The organism is Muribaculum sp. NM65_B17 (assembly GCF_004793735.1).
GTDB classification, from domain to species: Bacteria; Bacteroidota; Bacteroidia; order Bacteroidales; family Muribaculaceae; genus Muribaculum; species Muribaculum gordoncarteri.
Genome location: NZ_SRYY01000014.1, coordinates 1 through 19,063, shown reverse-complemented (window position 1 = coordinate 19,063; position 19,063 = coordinate 1). Strand labels below are relative to the sequence as shown.

Annotated in this window: 18 protein-coding genes, 1 tRNA gene and 2 pseudogenes; 20 read left to right on the top strand and 1 reads right to left on the bottom strand. The window is 49.8% G+C overall.

The features are described 5' to 3' along the window. Positions 1-37: 37 nt before the first annotated feature. Complete coding sequence (gene dnaK, locus E5354_RS13085; RefSeq protein ID WP_123397222.1) at positions 38-1,948, bottom strand: molecular chaperone DnaK; 1,911 nt, start codon at positions 1,946-1,948, stop codon at positions 38-40. 379 nt (positions 1,949-2,327) lie between these two features. Here dnaK and mce point away from each other — a divergent pair, with 379 nt between their 5' ends. From mce to E5354_RS12980, 20 genes and pseudogenes are all read left to right on the top strand, one after another. After that, positions 2,328-2,747: a methylmalonyl-CoA epimerase gene (mce, locus tag E5354_RS13080; protein ID WP_123397223.1), complete on the top strand. Its 420-nt coding sequence runs from the start codon at positions 2,328-2,330 to the stop codon at positions 2,745-2,747. A gap of 58 nt (positions 2,748-2,805) precedes the next feature. Further along, positions 2,806-4,359 (top strand): acyl-CoA carboxylase subunit beta, encoded by a 1,554-nt coding sequence (locus E5354_RS13075; protein ID WP_123397224.1) that lies wholly within the window; start codon positions 2,806-2,808, stop codon positions 4,357-4,359. 10 nt (positions 4,360-4,369) lie between these two features. Beyond that, positions 4,370-5,290 carry an OadG family transporter subunit gene (locus tag E5354_RS13070; protein ID WP_135947737.1) on the top strand — a complete coding sequence of 307 codons (921 nt, stop codon included), beginning with the start codon at positions 4,370-4,372 and terminating at the stop codon, positions 5,288-5,290. A gap of 55 nt (positions 5,291-5,345) precedes the next feature. Continuing rightward, entirely contained in the window at positions 5,346-5,780 is a 435-nt protein-coding gene (locus E5354_RS13065) for an acetyl-CoA carboxylase biotin carboxyl carrier protein (RefSeq protein WP_123397226.1), read from the top strand. A 57-nt stretch (positions 5,781-5,837) separates the two neighbouring features. Then, on the top strand, positions 5,838-6,995 hold the full coding sequence (locus tag E5354_RS13060; protein WP_123397227.1) for a sodium ion-translocating decarboxylase subunit beta: 1,158 nt from the start codon (positions 5,838-5,840) through the stop codon (positions 6,993-6,995). Positions 6,996-7,212: 217 nt separating this feature from the next. Further along, on the top strand, positions 7,213-7,563 hold the full coding sequence (locus E5354_RS13055; RefSeq protein WP_123397228.1) for a hypothetical protein: 351 nt from the start codon (positions 7,213-7,215) through the stop codon (positions 7,561-7,563). Positions 7,564-7,708: 145 nt separating this feature from the next. Then, positions 7,709-7,789, top strand: a tRNA-Leu gene (locus tag E5354_RS13050). Between the two features lie 1,368 nt (positions 7,790-9,157). Beyond that, complete coding sequence (locus E5354_RS13040) at positions 9,158-9,547, top strand: plasmid mobilization relaxosome protein MobC (RefSeq protein ID WP_107033161.1); 390 nt, start codon at positions 9,158-9,160, stop codon at positions 9,545-9,547. An 88-nt stretch (positions 9,548-9,635) separates the two neighbouring features. Further along, the gene (locus E5354_RS13035; RefSeq protein WP_123397230.1) at positions 9,636-11,198 is read left to right on the top strand and encodes a relaxase/mobilization nuclease domain-containing protein; all 1,563 of its coding nucleotides are present in this window, start codon (positions 9,636-9,638) and stop codon (positions 11,196-11,198) included. Between the two features lie 202 nt (positions 11,199-11,400). Further along, on the top strand, positions 11,401-12,105 hold the full coding sequence (locus E5354_RS13030) for a ParA family protein (protein WP_123397231.1): 705 nt from the start codon (positions 11,401-11,403) through the stop codon (positions 12,103-12,105). After that, entirely contained in the window at positions 12,098-12,508 is a 411-nt protein-coding gene (locus E5354_RS13025; protein ID WP_135947736.1) for a hypothetical protein, read from the top strand. The genes E5354_RS13030 and E5354_RS13025 overlap by 8 nt, the downstream gene beginning before the upstream one ends. A 2-nt stretch (positions 12,509-12,510) precedes the next feature. Next, on the top strand, positions 12,511-13,098 hold the full coding sequence (locus tag E5354_RS13020) for a hypothetical protein (RefSeq protein WP_135947735.1): 588 nt from the start codon (positions 12,511-12,513) through the stop codon (positions 13,096-13,098). 4 nt (positions 13,099-13,102) lie between these two features. Beyond that, positions 13,103-13,462 (top strand): hypothetical protein, encoded by a 360-nt coding sequence (locus E5354_RS13015; protein ID WP_135947734.1) that lies wholly within the window; start codon positions 13,103-13,105, stop codon positions 13,460-13,462. Between the two features lie 165 nt (positions 13,463-13,627). Further along, positions 13,628-13,984 carry a DUF4134 domain-containing protein gene (locus tag E5354_RS13010; protein WP_016277690.1) on the top strand — a complete coding sequence of 119 codons (357 nt, stop codon included), beginning with the start codon at positions 13,628-13,630 and terminating at the stop codon, positions 13,982-13,984. Between the two features lie 22 nt (positions 13,985-14,006). Further along, positions 14,007-14,294 carry a DUF4133 domain-containing protein gene (locus E5354_RS13005; RefSeq protein ID WP_032942047.1) on the top strand — a complete coding sequence of 96 codons (288 nt, stop codon included), beginning with the start codon at positions 14,007-14,009 and terminating at the stop codon, positions 14,292-14,294. Continuing rightward, a pseudogene (locus E5354_RS13000) lies at positions 14,295-15,587 on the top strand (TraG family conjugative transposon ATPase); the annotation flags it as partial. 290 nt (positions 15,588-15,877) lie between these two features. Beyond that, positions 15,878-16,702 (top strand): helix-turn-helix domain-containing protein, encoded by an 825-nt coding sequence (locus E5354_RS12995; protein ID WP_135947733.1) that lies wholly within the window; start codon positions 15,878-15,880, stop codon positions 16,700-16,702. 37 nt (positions 16,703-16,739) lie between these two features. Then, complete coding sequence (locus tag E5354_RS12990; protein WP_135947732.1) at positions 16,740-17,846, top strand: site-specific integrase; 1,107 nt, start codon at positions 16,740-16,742, stop codon at positions 17,844-17,846. A gap of 83 nt (positions 17,847-17,929) precedes the next feature. Beyond that, positions 17,930-18,394 carry a helix-turn-helix domain-containing protein gene (locus E5354_RS12985; RefSeq protein WP_135947731.1) on the top strand — a complete coding sequence of 155 codons (465 nt, stop codon included), beginning with the start codon at positions 17,930-17,932 and terminating at the stop codon, positions 18,392-18,394. A gap of 311 nt (positions 18,395-18,705) precedes the next feature. Then, positions 18,706-19,063: pseudogene (locus tag E5354_RS12980) on the top strand (mobilization protein); the annotation flags it as partial.

Sequence of the window (19,063 nt, the reverse complement as noted above, 5' to 3'; positions counted from 1 at the left end):
GAGTTACACTCCATTTTGTTATCATTGGTTGTGGGTCTTATTTCACTTCCTCGAAGTCGACATCGGTTACGTGGTCGTCACCGCCGGCATGTGGAGCCTGACCTGCGCCGGGCTGGCCTGCACCGGGCTGTGCGTTCTGAGCCTGCTGCTGGGCATTGAGAATGTCCTGCTGAGCCTCGCCGAATGCCTTCTGGATGTCGTTGATGGCCGATTCGATTGCGGCAACATCCTGCGACTTGTGAGCATCCTTGAGTCGCTGGAGAGCTGACTCGATTGCCGATTTCTTGTCGGCAGGAATCTTATCGCCGAGTTCGTTGAGCTGCTTTTCGGTCTGGAAGATGATTGTATCGGCCTGGTTAAGAGTATCGACACGCTTCTTTTCAGCTTCATCAGCGGCGGCATTGGCGGCAGCCTCGTCTTTCATACGCTTGATTTCGGCATCGGTCAAGCCCGAAGAAGCCTCGATACGTATACTCTGCTCCTTGCCTGTAGCCTTATCCTTGGCTGAAACGTTAAGTATACCGTTGGCATCGATTTCAAAAGTAACTTCAATCTGAGGTATGCCACGGGGTGCGGGAGCGATTCCGTCAAGATGGAACTTACCAAGGGTCTTGTCATCCTTGGCCATGGGGCGCTCACCCTGGAGAACGTGGATTTCAACTGAAGGCTGGTTGTCGGCTGCAGTTGAGAATGTTTCGCTCTTACGGGTAGGAATGGTGGTGTTGGCTTCGATAAGCTTGGTCATCACACCGCCGAGGGTTTCGATACCGACCGACAGAGGCACAACATCAAGAAGAAGCACATCCTTAACATCGCCTGAAAGCACACCGCCCTGGATGGCAGCACCTACGGCAACAACCTCATCGGGATTTACGCCCTTGGAAGGAGCCTTGCCGAAGAACTTCTGAACGATTTCCTGAATTGCAGGTATACGGGTAGAACCGCCGACGAGGATTACCTCATCAATGTCCTTGGCCGAAAGGCCTGCATCCTTCAATGCCTGCTCACAAGGCTTTACAGTTGCCTGGATGAGCTTGTCGGCAAGCTGCTCAAACTTTGCACGAGTAAGAGTCTTTACCAAGTGACGAGGAACACCGTCGACAGGCATTATATAAGGAAGGTTGATTTCAGTGGTGGTTGAGCTCGAAAGCTCGATTTTGGCCTTTTCGGCAGCTTCCTTAAGACGCTGGAGAGCCATTGAATCCTTACGGAGGTCAACATTGTACTCCTGCTGGAAGTCATCGGCAAGCCAGTCGATGATTACATGGTCGAAGTCGTCACCGCCAAGGTGGGTATCACCGTTGGTTGACTTAACCTCAAACACGCCGTCGCCAAGTTCAAGAATAGAGATATCGAAAGTACCGCCACCGAGGTCAAACACGGCAATCTTCTGATCCTTGTTGCTCTTGTCAAGACCGTAGGCAAGTGCGGCTGCGGTAGGCTCGTTCACGATACGGCGCACCTTAAGACCGGCGATTTCACCGGCTTCCTTGGTAGCCTGACGCTGAGAGTCGTTAAAGTAGGCGGGTACTGTGATAACAGCCTCGTCGACGCTCTGTCCGAGATAATCCTCGGCAGTCTTCTTCATCTTCTGAAGAATCATGGCCGAAATCTCCTGAGGAGTGTATTCACGTCCATCGACAAGCACACGTGCTGTTCCGTTGTCGCCGCGGCCCACTTCATAAGGCACACGCTTAACTTCTTCAGACACTTCGTCAAATTTCTCGCCCATGAAACGCTTGATAGAGTATATTGTTCCTTCAGGGTTGGTGATTGCCTGACGCTTTGCAGGGTCACCTACCTTACGCTCGCCACCGGCAATGAATGCAACGATGGAAGGTGTTGTGTTACGTCCTTCGCTGTTAGGAATAACAACGGGGTCATTTCCTTCAAGTACTGCTACACAGGAATTGGTGGTTCCCAAGTCAATACCAATAATCTTTCCCATAATTCTATAATTTTATGTTTGTTTTTAAATTTCAATACAATTTCATGTCACACTTCCCGTGGTGGGATTTCCGCGACATTCATAGGAAAAACAAATGATGTGCCAAAAAGGTTGGCGCATTGCCTATTTTAATATGTGACAAAAAGTTAAAGCTTTTCAAGGCACTGACACGCCTACTGACACAATTTCCTGAATCTGCCAAAAATTCACATTTTTCATGTTAAAATAATCGGCACAAATAATATATCTAAAATATCGCAAGTTCCACAATATTTATTAATTTTGCACAATAATCCGTAGCTTCAGCGTTTTATGCGGTGTCGACTCGTTTTTTTTCAAGTTAACTTATATATTGAACCATATTTAAAACATTTTCAAAATGAACATTTCTCACATTGAACACGTGGGCATAGCTGTTCCCAGCCTGGACGAAGCTATACCTTTCTACGAGAACATTCTTGGCCTTAAATGCTTTGCCATTGAGGAAGTTGCCGACCAGAAAGTGCGTACAGCCTTCTTCAAAGTAGGACAAACCAAAATCGAGCTTCTTGAAGGCACAAGCGATGACAGTGCAATATCGAAGTTCATCGCCAACAACGGCGGCCGCGGCGGCATCCAGCACATAGCATTCGCTATGGAGGACGGCGTAGCCAACGCTCTTGCCGAAGCTGAGGAAAAAGGCTGCCGCCTTATCGACAAGGCTCCCCGCAAAGGTGCCGAGGGCCTCAACATCGCATTCCTCCACCCGAAGTCGACCTGCGGTGCGCTCATCGAGCTTTGCGAAGACCCCAACAAATAAAATCAAGGTCGGCGCAATGCCGGCTAAATAACAACATTTCCAAAGGAAAGAAATAGACATGAGCAATCAACTCGAAAAAGTTCAGGAGCTAATTGCACTACGCAACGAAGCTCGTTTAGGTGGCGGAGAAAAGGCCATCCAGAAACAACACGATAAAGGTAAGTACACGGCACGTGAACGCATTGCCCAGCTGCTCGACGAAGGTTCGTTTGAGGAACTTGATATGTTTGTTCGCCATCGTTGCACCAACTTCGGCCAGGAGAAAAAAAGCTACCTCGGCGACGGCGTGGTGACAGGTTACGGAACAATCGACGGCCGTCTTGTGTACGTATTCGCACAGGACTTCACCGTATTCGGCGGCTCACTCTCGGAAACCATGGCCTTGAAGATATGCAAGATCATGGACATGGCCATGAAGATGGGTGCTCCCGTCATTGGTCTTAACGACTCGGGTGGCGCACGTATCCAGGAAGGTATCAACGCCCTTGCCGGATATGCCGAAATTTTCCAGCGCAACATCATGGCGTCGGGTGTAATACCCCAGATTTCAGGCATTCTCGGTCCCTGCGCCGGCGGTGCAGTTTACTCTCCCGCCCTCACCGACTTCACCATCATGACCAAGGGCATTTCCTACATGTTCCTCACCGGTCCCAAGGTAGTGAAGACCGTTACCGGCGAAGATGTAACCCAGGAGGCTCTCGGCGGCGCCAATGTTCACGCCTGCAAGAGCGGTGTTGCACACTTCGCAGCCGAAGACGGCGAAGAGGCTCTCAAAATCATCCGCAAGCTCTTCAGCTTCATCCCGCAGAACAACCTTGAGGAGCCCCCGTTGGTTGAGTGCACCGACCCCATCGACCGTCTTGAGGATTCACTCAACGACATAATCCCCGACAGCGCAACCAAGCCCTACGACATGTATGAGGTAATCGGCGCAATCATCGACAACGGCGAATTCCTCGAAATCCAGCGCGACTACGCCAAGAACATCATCGTAGGTTTTGCCCGCATGAACGGCCAGTCGGTAGGTATCGTAGCCAACCAGCCCAAATATCTCGCCGGCGTGCTCGACAGCAACGCTTCACGCAAGGGTGCACGCTTCGTTCGCTTCTGCGACGCATTCAACATTCCGTTGGTAACACTTGTCGATGTTCCCGGATTCCTTCCCGGTACAGGTCAGGAATACAACGGCGTAATCCTGCATGGTGCCAAGCTTCTCTACGCTTACGGCGAAGCCACAGTGCCCAAGGTAACCGTGACACTGCGCAAGAGCTACGGAGGAAGCCACATCGTGATGAGCTGTAAGCAGCTCCGTGGTGACATGAACTACGCATGGCCTACCGCCGAAATCGCCGTTATGGGCGGTGCAGGCGCAGTCGAAGTGCTCTATGCCCGCGAAGCCAAGGAATCGGACGATCCCGCAAAGGTTCTCGCCGAGAAGGAAGCCGAATACAACAAGCTCTTCTGCAACCCCTACAATGCAGCAAAGTACGGCTATATCGACGATGTAATCGAACCCCGCAACACTCGTTTCCGCGTAATCCGCGCTCTTCAGCAGCTCGCCACCAAGAAAGTGACCAACCCCGCCAAGAAGCACGGCAATATTCCTCTATAAACGACACGCAATGAAAAAGAGAATATTATTATTGCTCGTTGCAGTCATTACCCTGAGTGCCGCATCCTACGCCCAAGGGCGACGCGGATTGCGCATCAACGAGGTGATGGTGCAGAACGACAGCAACTATGTCGACGACTACGGCCTTCACCATGCATGGATAGAGCTGTTTAACTCGACTTATGCACCGATGGAGATATCGAGTGTGTATCTTACCAACAATCCCGACAAGCCCAAGATGTACCCCGTGCCCCTGGGCGATGTCAACACCGAGATACCTCCCCGCCAGCATGTAGTGTTCTGGGCCGACGGAGAGCCCAACAAGGGCACCTTCCACCTCAGCTTCGAGCTTGAGCCCGGACAGGACAACTGGATAGGTATATACGATGCCAACGGAGTGACACTCATCGACTCGATAACCATCCCCGCCTCGCTTGAAGCCAACACAACCTACGCCCGCAAAGTCGACGGCGCAGGCAGCGGCGCCGAGGCATGGGAAGTGCGCGACGGCAGCGACCTGCTCTACATAACCCCGAGCAGCAACAACATCATCATCGACACCAACTCAAAGGTGGAAATGTTTGCCGAAACCGACGGACACGGATTCGGACTGTCGATCATGGCAATGTGTATCGTGTTCAGCGCCCTGTTGCTCCTTAGCCTCTGCTTCTACGGCATAAGCCGTATAGGAGCACGCATATCGCAGACCAACAAGGCACGTTCGCAAGGACTCGAAACCAAGGCTTTGGCCAAGGAAGAGCGTCCGGCCCACGACTCGGGCGAGGAAATCGCCGCAATCGTAATGGCATTGCACGAACACCTCAACACCCACGACAAGGAAAGCACAATCCTCACCATAAACAAGGTGAGAAAGAGCTACTCGCCGTGGAGTTCCAAGATCTACGGACTCCGCGAGATTCCCCGTCGTTAATTCTCCACTATAATTAAAGTATACATTAAATACTCGTTTTAACAATTACCACAAAATGAAAGAATACAAATATAAAATCAACGGTAACACTTACAACGTGGGGATTGGCGACATCGTCGACAACGTGGCCGAGGTTCTCGTAAACGGAATGCCCTACAAAGTAGAGCTTGAAAAGAAGCAGGGCCCCGTAAGCATCGTATCGGCTCCGCGTCCCTCGGCTGCCCCGCGCACAGCTACAGGCGAAAAGGTAGTAAGCAAGCCCAATGTAAGCGCCGGAGGCTTCCAGATAAAGGCTCCCCTGCCCGGAACCATCCTGTCGATCAACGTAAAGGTGGGCGACACCGTTTCGGCATCCGACACAGTGCTCATGCTTGAGGCCATGAAGATGGAAAACGCCATCCATGCAGGCCGCGACGGAAAGGTGGCATCGGTCAATGTAAGCGCCGGTGACTCAGTGCTTGAAGGAGCCGTGCTCATCACTCTGGATTAAGCATAACCGAAGAGAACAAATATCACGAATTTACAATCCAATTAGAATCTCAAGATTATGACTTTCCACGAATTCATGGCTATCAACTTCCATCAGTTCTGGGAGCTGACAGGCTTCGCCAATGCCACCTGGCAACACCTGGTGATGCTTGTCGTGGGTCTGTTCTTCATCTGGCTTGCCATCAAGAAGAACTTCGAGCCCATGCTTCTGGTGCCCATCGGATTTGGTATACTTATAGGTAATATCCCCTTCAACGCCGAAGCCGGGCTTGAAATCGGCATCTACGAAGAAGGCTCAGTGCTCAACATCCTTTACAACGGCGTAAGCGCCGGATGGTATCCCCCGCTAATCTTCCTCGGAATCGGTGCGATGACCGACTTCTCGGCCCTCATCGCCAATCCCAAGCTCATGCTCGTAGGCGCAGCCGCACAGTTCGGTATCTTCGGAGCCTACATGGTGGCTCTCGCATTGGGATTCGCCCCCGACCAGGCAGGTGCAATCGCAATCATCGGAGGCGCCGACGGCCCCACCGCCATATTCCTTTCATCAAAGCTCGCCCCCAACTTGATGGGTGCAATCGCAGTATCGGCCTACTCCTACATGGCCTTGGTACCGCTCATCCAGCCGCCAATCATGCGACTGCTCACAACCAAGCACGAGCGATTGATAAAGATGAAGCCCGCACGCGCCGTGTCGCAGAACGAGAAGATCATCTTCCCCATCGTAGGACTTCTCCTCACCTGCTTCGTAGTGCCTTCGGGTATTCCGCTGCTCGGTATGCTCTTCTTCGGTAACCTGCTCCGTGAGTGCGGTGTCACCAACCGTCTTGCCAAAACAGCAAGCAACGCCCTCACCGACATCGTGACAATACTTCTCGGTATGACCGTAGGTGCATCGACCCAGGCGTCGGAATTCCTCACAATCGACACAATCTTCATCTTTGCACTTGGATTTATGGCATTCATCATTGCATCGGCATCGGGCGTACTGTTCGTAAAGCTGTTCAATCTTGTATTGCCCAAGGGTAAGAAGCTCAACCCGCTTATCGGTAACGCCGGCGTATCGGCAGTTCCGATGTCGGCCAGAATCTCCAACAACCTTGGTCTTGAATATGACCCCAGCAACTACCTGCTCATGCACGCCATGGGCCCCAACGTTGCAGGTGTTATCGGTTCGGCCGTGGCAGCAGGTGTGCTCCTCGGATTCCTTGCATAACAAACTTCTAAATATCAATGCGGCGGTTATTGCTTAAATGCATTTCCGCCGCATTGTTTACCCAACCAATGTTTGTCACCTATTGTCTTCAGATAATAAATGTTAATAAACGCTTCAATTTAAACCAATTTTAGGTTTACCGCGTTTCCCTCCAAAGCATAAGTGCATATTAACTATTAATGCAAAAATTTTTCAGAATTTTGTATGTACTGAAATTATGATTACAAAACAGGTTATCGACGAACTATATAAGAAATACGCCAAATTGCCTCCGGGCATTGAACATCTTGACATAGGGCTGCTCTTCGACTACGCGTCGGAGCATCACAATGTCGAGATTGACGAGGAGGGACACATCGTAATCGGGAGTCTTGACCCTATGTCGCCATTTCACAAAATCGCGCTTGAACGCGTGCACGGCTTCTCGCAATTTGAAGAAACAATAGCGATTGTGCTCCACAGCTCAATCATATTCCTCAACAAAAACGACATGGGAGTTAACGTTCACCTGAAAGCCAATCCACCCACCGTGTGGGAAAAGCTCAAATGGTGGTTTCATAAAAACTGACAACCGATTAAGTGCAATACATGAGGATGTGAACCGACCGGCATATACCCAATCACCATTGGGTATATTTTTATCCCCAGTCAAAAAAACACCGCGACAATATTTTGAAAATACAAAAACAAAGCGTATCTTTGCAGTCGCAAAAGCCCAGGTGGCGGAATGGTAGACGCGCTCGTTTCAGGTGCGAGTGCTGCGAGGCGTGCAGGTTCGAGTCCTGTTCTGGGCACTGTAAAATCCCGTAACTCATTGAAAATCAAGAGTTGCGGGATTTCTCTTTTGATTTTTGTCCTCCTTTTGTCCTCCTATTTCAATTTTACCGATTTTTCGTCCTCCGCAAAGCGCAGATTTGGCCTAATTTTATAGCCTCCTTTAATCGTCATCAATAGAGATTATGAAAAATTCGCCACCATCAATTATTAAATAGTATTAAAATTAGTGTGCGAATTTTCCACTTCTCGCCACAGCCCTCTATTACATTTCATAAGAATTTCATTAGGTTCGAGTCCGAACAATCACAAGTCTTAGGGCAACCGAATTAATAGCGCGTCCACCTCTGCGTTTAGTCCTGCGTTTGGTTCAGCTTTCAGTTGCGCATTTGCCTCCACATCTGACCATCCGTTTGCATTTGCGGTAACACTCGCGTACAATGCCGCACAAAGGCCAGCGTTAAAACAAGCATCCACAGCAGGGAACAAACCCACATTCCAAGGCTCATATCATAGCGTCGCCGCTCCACCCTATTACGGATATTGAGAAAGCGGACGATTGCGGACGGTACGGTTCCAAAGCCAGACTACAAGCAGTTTCAGGAGCAGTGCAGACTTCCGGATTACCCATAGCGCAACCCTAATCGACTTTTTGAGCAGGAACAATGCCAGCCGCAACAGCAAGGCTGCGACAATAACCACAGGGAGCAGGTATATAATCAGTAAAAGCTCAAACATATCAAATGCATATTAACTCGTTCCAACACTATTATTGGAATGTAAATATACTAAATTTCAACGACTTATGCAAATTTCCAAGCGATAAAATTCAGCCTAAACCGTTGAAGTTTTGACAATTATCCGACGCACCAGATTAATGACAGTTGATAACACAATCTCTTTTTCCCTTAAAGCCATATTCATTGTATCACATCAAGAATAGCGGATATATTGTCTTGAAGATATAAAGACTGTATGACTTGAATAGATTAAGACCCCATGTCTTTATGATACGCAGGTCACATCTTTTGGCAATATATAATCTTATAGATAGTATCCTTGCAAGTCCGCAAATATTGAAAACATACCCCTTTTATCGCTTGTATGATTATTTACCGCATGGCTTGATGTCTTTAAGTCTTACAATCTTGATATAACCGGGTCTTGAAACATTAAAGGTGTCCAAAGTTAATGCCTGTATGTCACGGGGTGCCTAACTTCGTGGCCGGAGTGAACGATGGGGAGTAATAGCCCTGTCGTGCAGAGATTGGGTAGCAAGTTGTGCTTTTCTCCGTACAAAACCGAGTTTTGCCCGTGGAAAAGCGACTTGCCGACCACTGCGCGGCGGTGGAGAATCACATCGTTCCTCGTGAATTAATGATATGGATATGAAGCAGCGAACTGAAAGATTTGAAATGAGGCTTACGCCTGAGGAAATTGCCGGAATCCGTGAAAAATCGAAACGCTACCACAGCGTGAGCAACTTTATAAGGATGGCAGTCAACGAGTTTTCGGATACCGATGCAAAGACGCGCCTTGAATTGTGTAACGACACAGCCCGGCTGTGCCGCAAATTCCAAGATGAGCTGTCCTGGATGGGAAGCAATCTGAATCAGGCTGTCAAACGAGCCAACGAACTTGCCGTAGCCGGCATCCTGTCCGAGAGTTATTTCAGGGATAATCTATCCCCCCTGATTGAAAAAGTATCGAGGCTCGTGGTGTCGATAAAGGAGGAACAGGCTCACATTGCCAAGAAAGCGACAAGGCTACGCTCTTAGCCGCAAGTCATACAGTCTGTCTTACATTATCGGCTCAAAACATATAGAGATAATGGTTTCAAGACATATAGAGATATAAACATAATATATGATAGCTACAATACTTCCGTCAAGTTCCAACTTTCACGCAGTTGCATATAATGAGAAAAAGGTGGCCCTGGGAGTGGCACGCCTTCTTGAGATGAGCAATTTCGGCCATGTCGGGGTACTCTCACAGCCGACACCGAAAGAGCTTCAGGACTATTTGATAGCCTACTCTTCCCGAAATTCGAGAATCAAAAAAGCCCAGTTCCATCTGGCCATATCCTGCAAAGGACATGAAAAATCGGAAGATGAGCTGCTGGATTTCGCCCACAGGTATCTCGGTGAAATGGGATATGGAAGCGAGGGGCAGCCTTTGCTGGTATATTCACATACCGATACCGACAACACACATATACATATAATCACCTCCCGCATTTCTCCAGACGGAAAGAAAATCAGCGACCACCATGAAAGGGTTAGGTCACAAGCTGTGTTGAACAGGCTTGTCGGAAATGATGTAAAGGCAAAGGCCGGTGAGGATCTTGCAGCCTCACTGACCTATACATTCTCCACATTCGCGCAATACAAGGCCCTGATGTCCTCGATGGGCTATGAGGTGTATGAGAAGAACGATGTTGTGTATATCAAGCGCGACGGTGCAGTGCAGGTAAAGATTAACTTTGCCGAGATAAGCGACAGATTCCAGAGGGTCAGTGTTGACGACAAACGCAGGAGGCAGTTGTGGGCCATGCTGCGGAAATACCGGGATGTAAGCTCCGACCGCCGGGAACTACAGGATGCGGTTAAACGCAAGCTGGGAATTGATCTCGTTTTCTTCGGACGCTCTGACAATCCCTATGGCTACATGATAGTGGATCATGCGAACAAAACCGTATATAACGGCGCATGGGTGTTGTCTATAAAATCACTTCTTGATTTCTCCACACCGGAAGAAAAACTCGCACGTATCGACGCTTTCATTGACAGGCTGCTGGAGGATAATCCGACAATAGACACATGGGCCATCAACAAAAAACTATTCCGCAGTAACGCATACATAAGACGAGGCGTGATATATTGCGGAGGAATCACACGGCCGCTAAAGGATTTTATGGCCTCCACAATTCTACGGAATGACAAGATTCGGAGGATAGAGTCTTTCCATCCCGGCTCAGCGTCCGAGCGCGACCTGCTCTGCCGTATATATAAGGTGAATACTCCGGAACTTGTAAGGCTCACCCCGTCACGAGATAACGGCTACCATGACGCGGTGAATAACCTGAACCTGCTCTTTGATGATGACAGTATAACAAATCTCCGTGCCGCCATACGTTCTTCAGGGTTCCACATCAGACATGAAGGCGATGAATGGTTCGCAATAGATTTTTCATCAAAAACAATCATCAATCTTTCGGAAGTCGGATTTGACACCCGTAAGCTCGAATACAGGAGATTTGAAAAACTCCGTCGCAGACAATCAACTGAAAAGCCTCGTGACAAAACAACCGGACGCGGCATAAGAGGTATGCGTGACGCGGCTTCCGGACGTGGGGAAAACCGTGAGTGGGAAGTTGGCTACCGTGGCGACTATAACCGCATAGATGATGAAAACAGCATAAAGATGTGACAAGGGATTTTGTCACCATGCCGCGATTGCGACATAAAGCCTTGCAGACAGCAGTATATGATGTCTGCAAGGCTTTATCCTTTTATGACTGCAAAACTGTATCACAATAAAGTCCCAAGATTTGAAGAAAGGTGTCCAAAGTTACATATCGCGATGAAGCACCGTGGTAATTTTGCCATATGAATCATTGAACCAGGGTGTAATGGACGAATCAATAATCATAACATTTGCCAATCAGAAAGGGGGCGTAGGGAAAACAACTCTATGCGTCACTTTTGCCAACTATCTTGTAAAGAAGGGGCTCCCGGTGATTGTCATTGACTGCGATTCGCAGGAGAGTCTGGCGCAACGGCGTGAGAGCGACCTGAAACGCTATCCTTCGGGAGATACCGCCATCCCCTATGAGGTTCTTCCTTTTTCATTGAATAAGGAAGAAGCCCTATTCGGGTTCATAGGCAACATCCGCAAAACACGGTGTGTGGCAATATTCGATTCTCCAGGGAATCTAAAACAGCAGGGACTCGTGACATTGTTCGCCAACTCCGACTATATAATTTGTCCCTACCACTACGACAGGACCACCATCCCCTCGACCGCCACATTCATCGCATTTCTGCAAAAGCTGAAAAACGTCATGGCCGGGAAAATGAACGCCCGTCTGATTCTCGTGCCGAACCGACATGACGCGAGGGTCGGACGCCGTAGCGAGCTTATGCTGTGGGAGGAAACAAGGGAAACATTCAGCCGCTATGGTCTTGTGACTCCTAAAATCAATTCAAGGGCAGATATGGAACGCTTCTGCACATTATCGGATCTGGACGGACAATTAGAGGTCACACAGGCCGCTTTCGACACAATCTTCAAAGAAATATTCGGACACATCGAAGCTGACACTGAAAATGGATAACAATAATTTCCCTGATATAGACGGACTGCTCGGAAGCATCCGTAATGTGGCTACGCCTGTCGGCCATGCTGCCGGAACAACTACGTCGCGTGAGGCTGCCGGGATACAGGAACCCGGTAATACTGCCGAATCCTGCATCAATATTGATGCCGCAGATCCGGTATGGGAGGCTTTCATGGAAAACCTTTCGTCCTACGGTTTTCGTGAACGGAAAGACGAGCGGAAGGTCTGCATGATTGACAAGGATATTGCCGACTCCCTCGATGAGTGCGACATCGACCGCAAATGCCGTTCCGATGTGATAAACGCCATCGTGAGAACATTCATCACTGTATATCTTCCCCGACTTAGGGCATACAGGAAGAAAAGCAAATCACTTCTTGATAACGATAACACCAAATAGATATGAAAAAGACAATCTGGACTGACGACAGTATAGCCTATCTCAAAGAGAACTATCCGTACACAACGGATACGGCAATAGCCCAACATTTATGCGTCAACCGAAAGACCGTATCACTTAAAGCCAAAGAACTCGGTCTTGAAAAAGGTATCAGACCCGAATGGCTTGATTTGGCGGAAAGGGTACGCGAACTCCACGGCTCTCACTCAAATGCTGAAATCGCTGCCATAACCGGCATATCGTCACGCTCAGTATCAAGAATAGTTGCCGTCCTCGGCCTCCGGCGCACCAAGAAAGAAGAACAAAGTATCCGTTCCCGTATCCGTCAGGATATTATGAAACGAGAGAAAAGACGTGTAATTTTTGGGCTGCCGCCAATCACGAGAATAAAGGTTGTTACAAACAAACCGAGGATAAAGATGCGCCACTCACTGAAAAAGGCAGGCTATCTGGTAATCCGTGGTCAGAATGTCATGTATTACCACCCAGACATGGAACGCGACCATTCACGCGAGGATATAGGCCGCAAGCTCGGATTGAGATTCGAGCCTTGGGATAACTGCAACAACAAACTATGTGTAAATTTCTGATACAATGCTTTACGGACAAATAATAGTTTTACTCATCATTCTGCTGGCTCTGTATTATGCCGGAATGATAACGATGGATATTCTTGCCGCCAACAAAGCAAAGGCAAGCGAGGATGCTAAGGCCGAAGAGACCGAAATCGACATATCCGGACTTGCAGAAAGTTTTGAACCGGTGGAGATAAAACGCATTATCACGAAACCGACACCGGAAATTCCTAAAGACGCTCCAACCAAATATAAGGAACCGATTATGACAAACGGTTATCCGGTGGATAATCTTTTGTGCAAGACAAACAAAGCTGCTGATACAGGCATGGATAAAGACCTTGCTGATATAGTTCACAGATGCGAGTCCGCTGCCTGAAATAACCTGACATACCGCTAATCATATTCGTATCACCCGATACCTCTCTCCCCGAACCGATGCCTTTATTGAACTAAGTTGTCTTTACTGCCCGACACTGCCTTTAACGCCCTGCATTGCCTTTAACGCCCGATAACCTTTTCAAGAACTTATCAATCAGCGTATATGCAGAAAATCAAATCAAAGTGTCAGCGTGCTATCTCACGCCTCGGCAACTCAGCCTTCGCCCGTAAGGGTATGCTTGCTATGGGCGCGGTGATGCTCACCGTGTCCGACATGATGGCCGCCAGCAAGGGTGCGGCAGGCTTCACCAAAGCCACACAGGAGGTAAGCTCCTACCAAACCCCGGTCTCCAATCTCATGAAGGCGATCGCCGCAGTGATTGTCCTCGTGGGTGCCTTCAACGTCTATTTCAAGATGCAGAACGGCGACCAGGATGTCAAGAAGACCATCATGCTCACCATCGGCGGCTGTATCGCCTTCATCGCACTGAGCGAGGCTCTTCCGCTCTTCTTCAAGTAAGCAACCGCAGATCCATACAGTCATGGCGATATACAACGACGGCTATCCGGTTTACAAAGGGTTACAGAAACCATTGGAGTTCATGGGAATACGCGGACGTTTCCTGACATTGGCGGCTGCCGCCATAGGAGTGTCCTTCGTGGGGTTCATAGTGTTCTCCATAGCATTGGGAAAGCTCGCGGGGTTTATCGCCATGCTTGTAATGGCCGCCGCAGGGCTGGTGACAATATATGTCAAGCAGCGCGGCGGACTGCACAACAAGCGGAAAGACCGTGGAATCTTTATTTATCACAATTTATTCAAGCATTGAATGGCAAAGGAAAACAAAAAAGTCTTCGACGGGATATACGCCCAGTTGGAGGAAACGGACGGTAATGTCGTGCTGTTCGACGCAAAGGGGGCCCCCTCTGTCATCTTTGAAATGACAAACCCGGTTCTCCGGCTGTGTACCGACTCGGAGCGGTACATGGTTTTTCAGGACGTGCTGGCTAACATTGTCCAAACGCTCGGCGAGGGCTATGCCTTGCAGAAGCAGGACATATTCTGCCGACAGCGTTACCACCGCGATGTGCCCGAAGACGCCGAGTTCCTGACCCAGAGCTATTTCAATTACTTCGAGGGCCGTGAGTTCACTGAAATCACCACCTATCTTATAGTGACACAAGAGGCGCAGCGAGGACAGTTCGTGCAATACGACCCCAAGAAATGGCTCGACTTCCACTCTAAGGTCGCTAAGGTTGACGACATTCTCACCGAGAAATGGATAAGCCACCGCAAGCTGACGAAGCCTGAGGTCAACGAGTACCTGCACCGCTTCATGGCGTTCCATTTCCAGCACGGGCCATTCTCCATGACAAATTTCAAGGCTTCCGATGAATACCTGCGGACAGGCAACCGCATTATCCGCTCATATCCCCTTGTGGATATTGACGAGATAAATCTACCCTCGGTAGTAAAACCATATACCGAGATGAGTGTCAACGGCTATCCCGTGGCTACCGATGTGTTCTCATTTCTTACCGAAGTGCCCCACGCCGACTGCGTTGTGTTCAATCAGGTGGTGCAGATACCGGGCCAGCGGAAGCTGCTCCGAAAACTGCAAGGTAAGGCGAAGCGTCACGGCTCCATGCCCGATCCGAGCAACAAGATAGCGAAAGCCGACATCGAGGAAGTTCTTAATATCCTCGCCGTTGATTCTTCCCTTCTTGTCAACACCAATTTCAACATCATAGTGAGCTGTCCTCCCGACAAGGTTACACCGGTGACATCGTTTCTTGAGACCAAACTCTACGAGTGCGGCATAATGCCGTCACGCACAGCCTACAATCAGCTGGAGCTGTTCATCAACTCCTTTCCTGGCTGCGCCTACGGCTTCAATCCCGACTATGACCTGTTCCTCACGCTGTCGGACTCGGCACTGTGCCTGTTCTTCAAGGAATACCTCAAAGGGTGCGAGGACACGCCTCTCACCACATTCTACACCGACCGCCAGGGACTCCCGGTGTGTATAGACATAACCGGCAAGGAGGGCAAGGTGAAGATGACCGACAACGCCAATTTCTTCTGCATCGGGCCAAGCGGCAGCGGCAAATCCTTCCACATGGAGAAAAAACGCCCCAAACGGAGGCATAAGAGGCTTAAACGGATTGAGTGTAATGCGCTCATATTTAGATAGCTATATTTAACAATTCAAAATTTTCGCTCTTTCAAATTCGACCCTTTCGGAGTATTTTTGTACCGCATTTGGGTCTCGGAGGGAGGGACACACGGTTCGACTTTCTTTCAGCGTCGTTCAAGATGGTTCAAGATAAAATCAGCCGTTTTTGACCCTTTTTCACCCCTTTTTCGAGGCTCTGCGACAGCAAGAATACAAACCCTTAAAAGAGCCGTATCATGCAGACAGCGACAGCCGTAAGGCAAACCACAGCGAGAGCGAGAAAGAGAGTTTCGGAGAAAGAGATACTCCGTCACGAGTTTCTGACAATAGCGGAAGTTGCAATTCTTCTGCGAGTGAGCGAAAGGACAGTCTATAACCTGATTTATCAAGGCACTCTCCGGGCTACCAAAGTGACAAGCCGGGTGACCATAATACCTAAGGATGATTTCTGCAACATGATCAAGATAAACGAATACAACCGCACTACCGGGAGCAGCCGACAGCAGGGAAAAGAAGATAAACCTCTCTCCCTGCCTGTTGCCAAGACGGTGAAAAAGGCGGCAGAACAGGAAGCACCCAAACCGCGCCGCCCCCGTAGCAAGCCGAAATCCGAGCTGAAACCGTCCACCGACTACAAGCAATCGGTCAAGGACACTTTCATAGACAGTTCGGAGCTGACGGAGCCTGTATATACGATGGAGGAAATCTGCAAGAAGTACAGTTACACTTACGGCAGGTTCTACAACCTGCGTATGCGCTACTCGATACCGTGCGTGAAGATGGACGGTCACAAGTGCTTCCCCCGAAAAGCGGTGGACGAGGCTATGGCTTCGGAGGTTGAACGCCTCGGCAAGGACCTCTCGGAAGATTGGTACTCATGCTTCGACCTTATGAAGAAATACGGTATCGGCAAGACGCAGGTGCGCCGCTTCGCCATGACCCACGGCGTGAGGATGAAGAAGATGTATAACCGCCGCATGTACTATCTGAAAGCCGATTGGGACGAGGCGAGGAAGAAAGCGGAGGACGGCAGCACTTCGACAAAGAAAGGGCGCGGTTAGTGTGCCGAAATCAGAGACGAATAAAAAATTTTAGAATATGACAAACCTTTGTACCAAAGTCACCGTGAGGAAGCGACCGATAAAGAACGGTCAACTTTCACTCTATCTTGACTTCTATCCGGCAATCCGAAATCCGAGAACCGGAAAACTGAGCCGCCGTGAATATCTCGGCATCTACATCTATGCTCACCCGAAAGAGAAATTCGAGGTGCAGTACAATAAGAGTATGCTCCAAAATGCGGAGCTGATACGCTGTCAGCGCATACAGTCCATCATCAATCAGGACTTCGGTTTTATCGACCACTCCAAAGGGCGCGAGAGCTTTATCGAATACTTCCGCGAGGCGATGAACGAGAGCACCAACTACCGTAATTGGGAAAACGCCTTCAAGCATTTCTGCAACTATGCCAAAGGTGAGTGCTGCTTCGATGACATAACCGTGGAGTTCTGCCAGGGCTTTCTGACCCACATGCTGAAACTGAAAACACCATCGGGAGGGACGATGAAAGCCTCGACAGCCAACAACAATTTCGGCAAACTGATAGCCGTGATCCGCCGTGCGGTTGCAGCCGGACGGCTCAAAGACAACATCATTCCTTTTCTCAAACCTGCAAAGGAGGAGAAGACCAAGAAGGAATTTCTCACCCACGAGGAACTGAAACGCCTCGCCGCCACTCCCTGTAAGCATGGGGTGTTCAAGGCTGCATCACTTTTCTCCTGCCTCACCGGACTGCGCATTAGTGACATCATAGCCCTGCGTTGGGAGAACATCTGCGAGGCTCCAGATGGCGGCTGGTGTCTGCGTCTGACAACGCAGAAGACCAAGACCGAAGCGACACTGCCTTTGAGTGACGAGGCTTTGAGGCTGTGTGGAGAACGTGGCACAGGGCAGGTGTTCAAAGGCATGGCGAAAAGCCTCTGCCCTGTGTATCTGAAAGACTGGATAGTGGCGGCAGGTATCACCAAGCACATAACTTTCCACTGCTTCCGGCACACTTTCGCCACCTTGCAGATAGCCTCCGGCACCGACATCTACACCGTGTCGAAAATGCTCACGCATACCAACGTGACCACGACACAGGTATATGCCGATGTTGTAAGTGAACTCAAACGCGAGGCGGCTAACAAGATAACATTGGAGTAAGAGATACAATCATCATCGCTTCATGGCATGGTGATATAATCAGATAAAGACATCAAGAAATACAATCATATAGAGATAAAGATATGCAATCTTCAAGCAATACACAGGACAACACACACCGCAGTATCGCGGTATCGGTCGCTCACGACAACACATCATCCGATAACACGATGCCATCATTTGACCGCCTCCCTTACTATGTGGCGAGCCTCATGCGTAAGGTGGATGCCGTCATGGAGAAACTTGACAGGCTCATAAGCGCACCGCAGGAGGAAGCCGACCAACACACCGTCCTCGACATCAGAGAAGCAAGCGAACTGCTCGGCAAGACTGTCGGCACTATCTACTCGCTGACAAGCCAAAAGGCGATACCGTTCAGCAAGCGCGGCAACAAACTCTATTTCTTCAAGGATGAACTTCTGGCATGGATTAAGAGCGGAGGCAAAGCCGACATCGACTTCCGTTCGGATGAAAACCGCGATGCCTACGACCGACATCTGCTGAAGCTGAAAGAGTCGAAACGCCGCAAGCCGAGAGGCGGTCTTTGAGGGTGGAGACTGACAGGGCTTGCCCTTGTTATAGCCCACTATAACTACTCCGCTTCGCTCCCGTAGTTGTGGGCTCTCCCGAGGGGCTTATGGCTCTGCCCTAAGAACCCGCAATGGCTCTGCCCTTGACCCGGTCAGGGCGCGTTTCACCCCCGAACCCCTAGCAGGGAGTGACCCTCTCCCTGCACCCTCCGCTTAGGGCGTTCACCCCTAAGAACCCATCGGCAGAGATGACCCCTCTCCGCCACCTCTCGCTCAGACCCTTCGTCTGAGAACCCGCGATATTGAAACACTCTTTTCCCTTACGGATTATGAAAACCGGAATTAAATTCAAGCCCTGCAACGTAGGCACTGCCGAGGCGCACAATCGCCGCGACAGAGCCTATTGCGAGGCTGTTGCCCGAAAGTTCGGGCAGACATACTTCTGGGACGAACACCGCCACCTCAATGTGACGTGGCGCAGTCCGTCCTACACAAAGCCTCTGCCGGAGCTGCTTGAAGACCTCAAGGTGCTTGTCAAGCAAAAGACCGGACGCGCCATGCAGTGCAAGGATGTGGAATATACTGACCGCAAGACAGGAAAGAAGCGGAAGCGGTCGGGCAGTTCGGCTATCCGCGAGGGTTGCCCTCCCATCAAGCCGGACACGCGCATAGAGGATTTTGACCTGT

Bases quoted from the DNA above. Each gene is read 5' to 3' on its own strand.
- E5354_RS13030 (WP_123397231.1), top strand. From the start codon at position 11,401: ATGGACGAATCAATAATCATAACATTTGCCAATCAGAAAGGGGGCGTA.
- E5354_RS13055 (WP_123397228.1), top strand. From the start codon at position 7,213: ATGATTACAAAACAGGTTATCGACGAACTATATAAGAAATACGCCAAA.
- mce (WP_123397223.1), top strand. From the start codon at position 2,328: ATGAACATTTCTCACATTGAACACGTGGGCATAGCTGTTCCCAGCCTG.
- dnaK (WP_123397222.1), bottom strand. From the start codon at position 1,948: ATGGGAAAGATTATTGGTATTGACTTGGGAACCACCAATTCCTGTGTA.
- E5354_RS13070 (WP_135947737.1), top strand. From the start codon at position 4,370: ATGAAAAAGAGAATATTATTATTGCTCGTTGCAGTCATTACCCTGAGT.
- E5354_RS13075 (WP_123397224.1), top strand. From the start codon at position 2,806: ATGAGCAATCAACTCGAAAAAGTTCAGGAGCTAATTGCACTACGCAAC.
- E5354_RS13005 (WP_032942047.1), top strand. From the start codon at position 14,007: ATGGCGATATACAACGACGGCTATCCGGTTTACAAAGGGTTACAGAAA.
- E5354_RS13040 (WP_107033161.1), top strand. From the start codon at position 9,158: ATGAAGCAGCGAACTGAAAGATTTGAAATGAGGCTTACGCCTGAGGAA.
- E5354_RS12990 (WP_135947732.1), top strand. From the start codon at position 16,740: ATGACAAACCTTTGTACCAAAGTCACCGTGAGGAAGCGACCGATAAAG.
- E5354_RS13065 (WP_123397226.1), top strand. From the start codon at position 5,346: ATGAAAGAATACAAATATAAAATCAACGGTAACACTTACAACGTGGGG.
- E5354_RS13025 (WP_135947736.1), top strand. From the start codon at position 12,098: ATGGATAACAATAATTTCCCTGATATAGACGGACTGCTCGGAAGCATC.
- E5354_RS12985 (WP_135947731.1), top strand. From the start codon at position 17,930: ATGCAATCTTCAAGCAATACACAGGACAACACACACCGCAGTATCGCG.
- E5354_RS13020 (WP_135947735.1), top strand. From the start codon at position 12,511: ATGAAAAAGACAATCTGGACTGACGACAGTATAGCCTATCTCAAAGAG.
- E5354_RS12995 (WP_135947733.1), top strand. From the start codon at position 15,878: ATGCAGACAGCGACAGCCGTAAGGCAAACCACAGCGAGAGCGAGAAAG.
- E5354_RS13010 (WP_016277690.1), top strand. From the start codon at position 13,628: ATGCAGAAAATCAAATCAAAGTGTCAGCGTGCTATCTCACGCCTCGGC.
- E5354_RS13060 (WP_123397227.1), top strand. From the start codon at position 5,838: ATGACTTTCCACGAATTCATGGCTATCAACTTCCATCAGTTCTGGGAG.
- E5354_RS13015 (WP_135947734.1), top strand. From the start codon at position 13,103: ATGCTTTACGGACAAATAATAGTTTTACTCATCATTCTGCTGGCTCTG.
- E5354_RS13035 (WP_123397230.1), top strand. From the start codon at position 9,636: ATGATAGCTACAATACTTCCGTCAAGTTCCAACTTTCACGCAGTTGCA.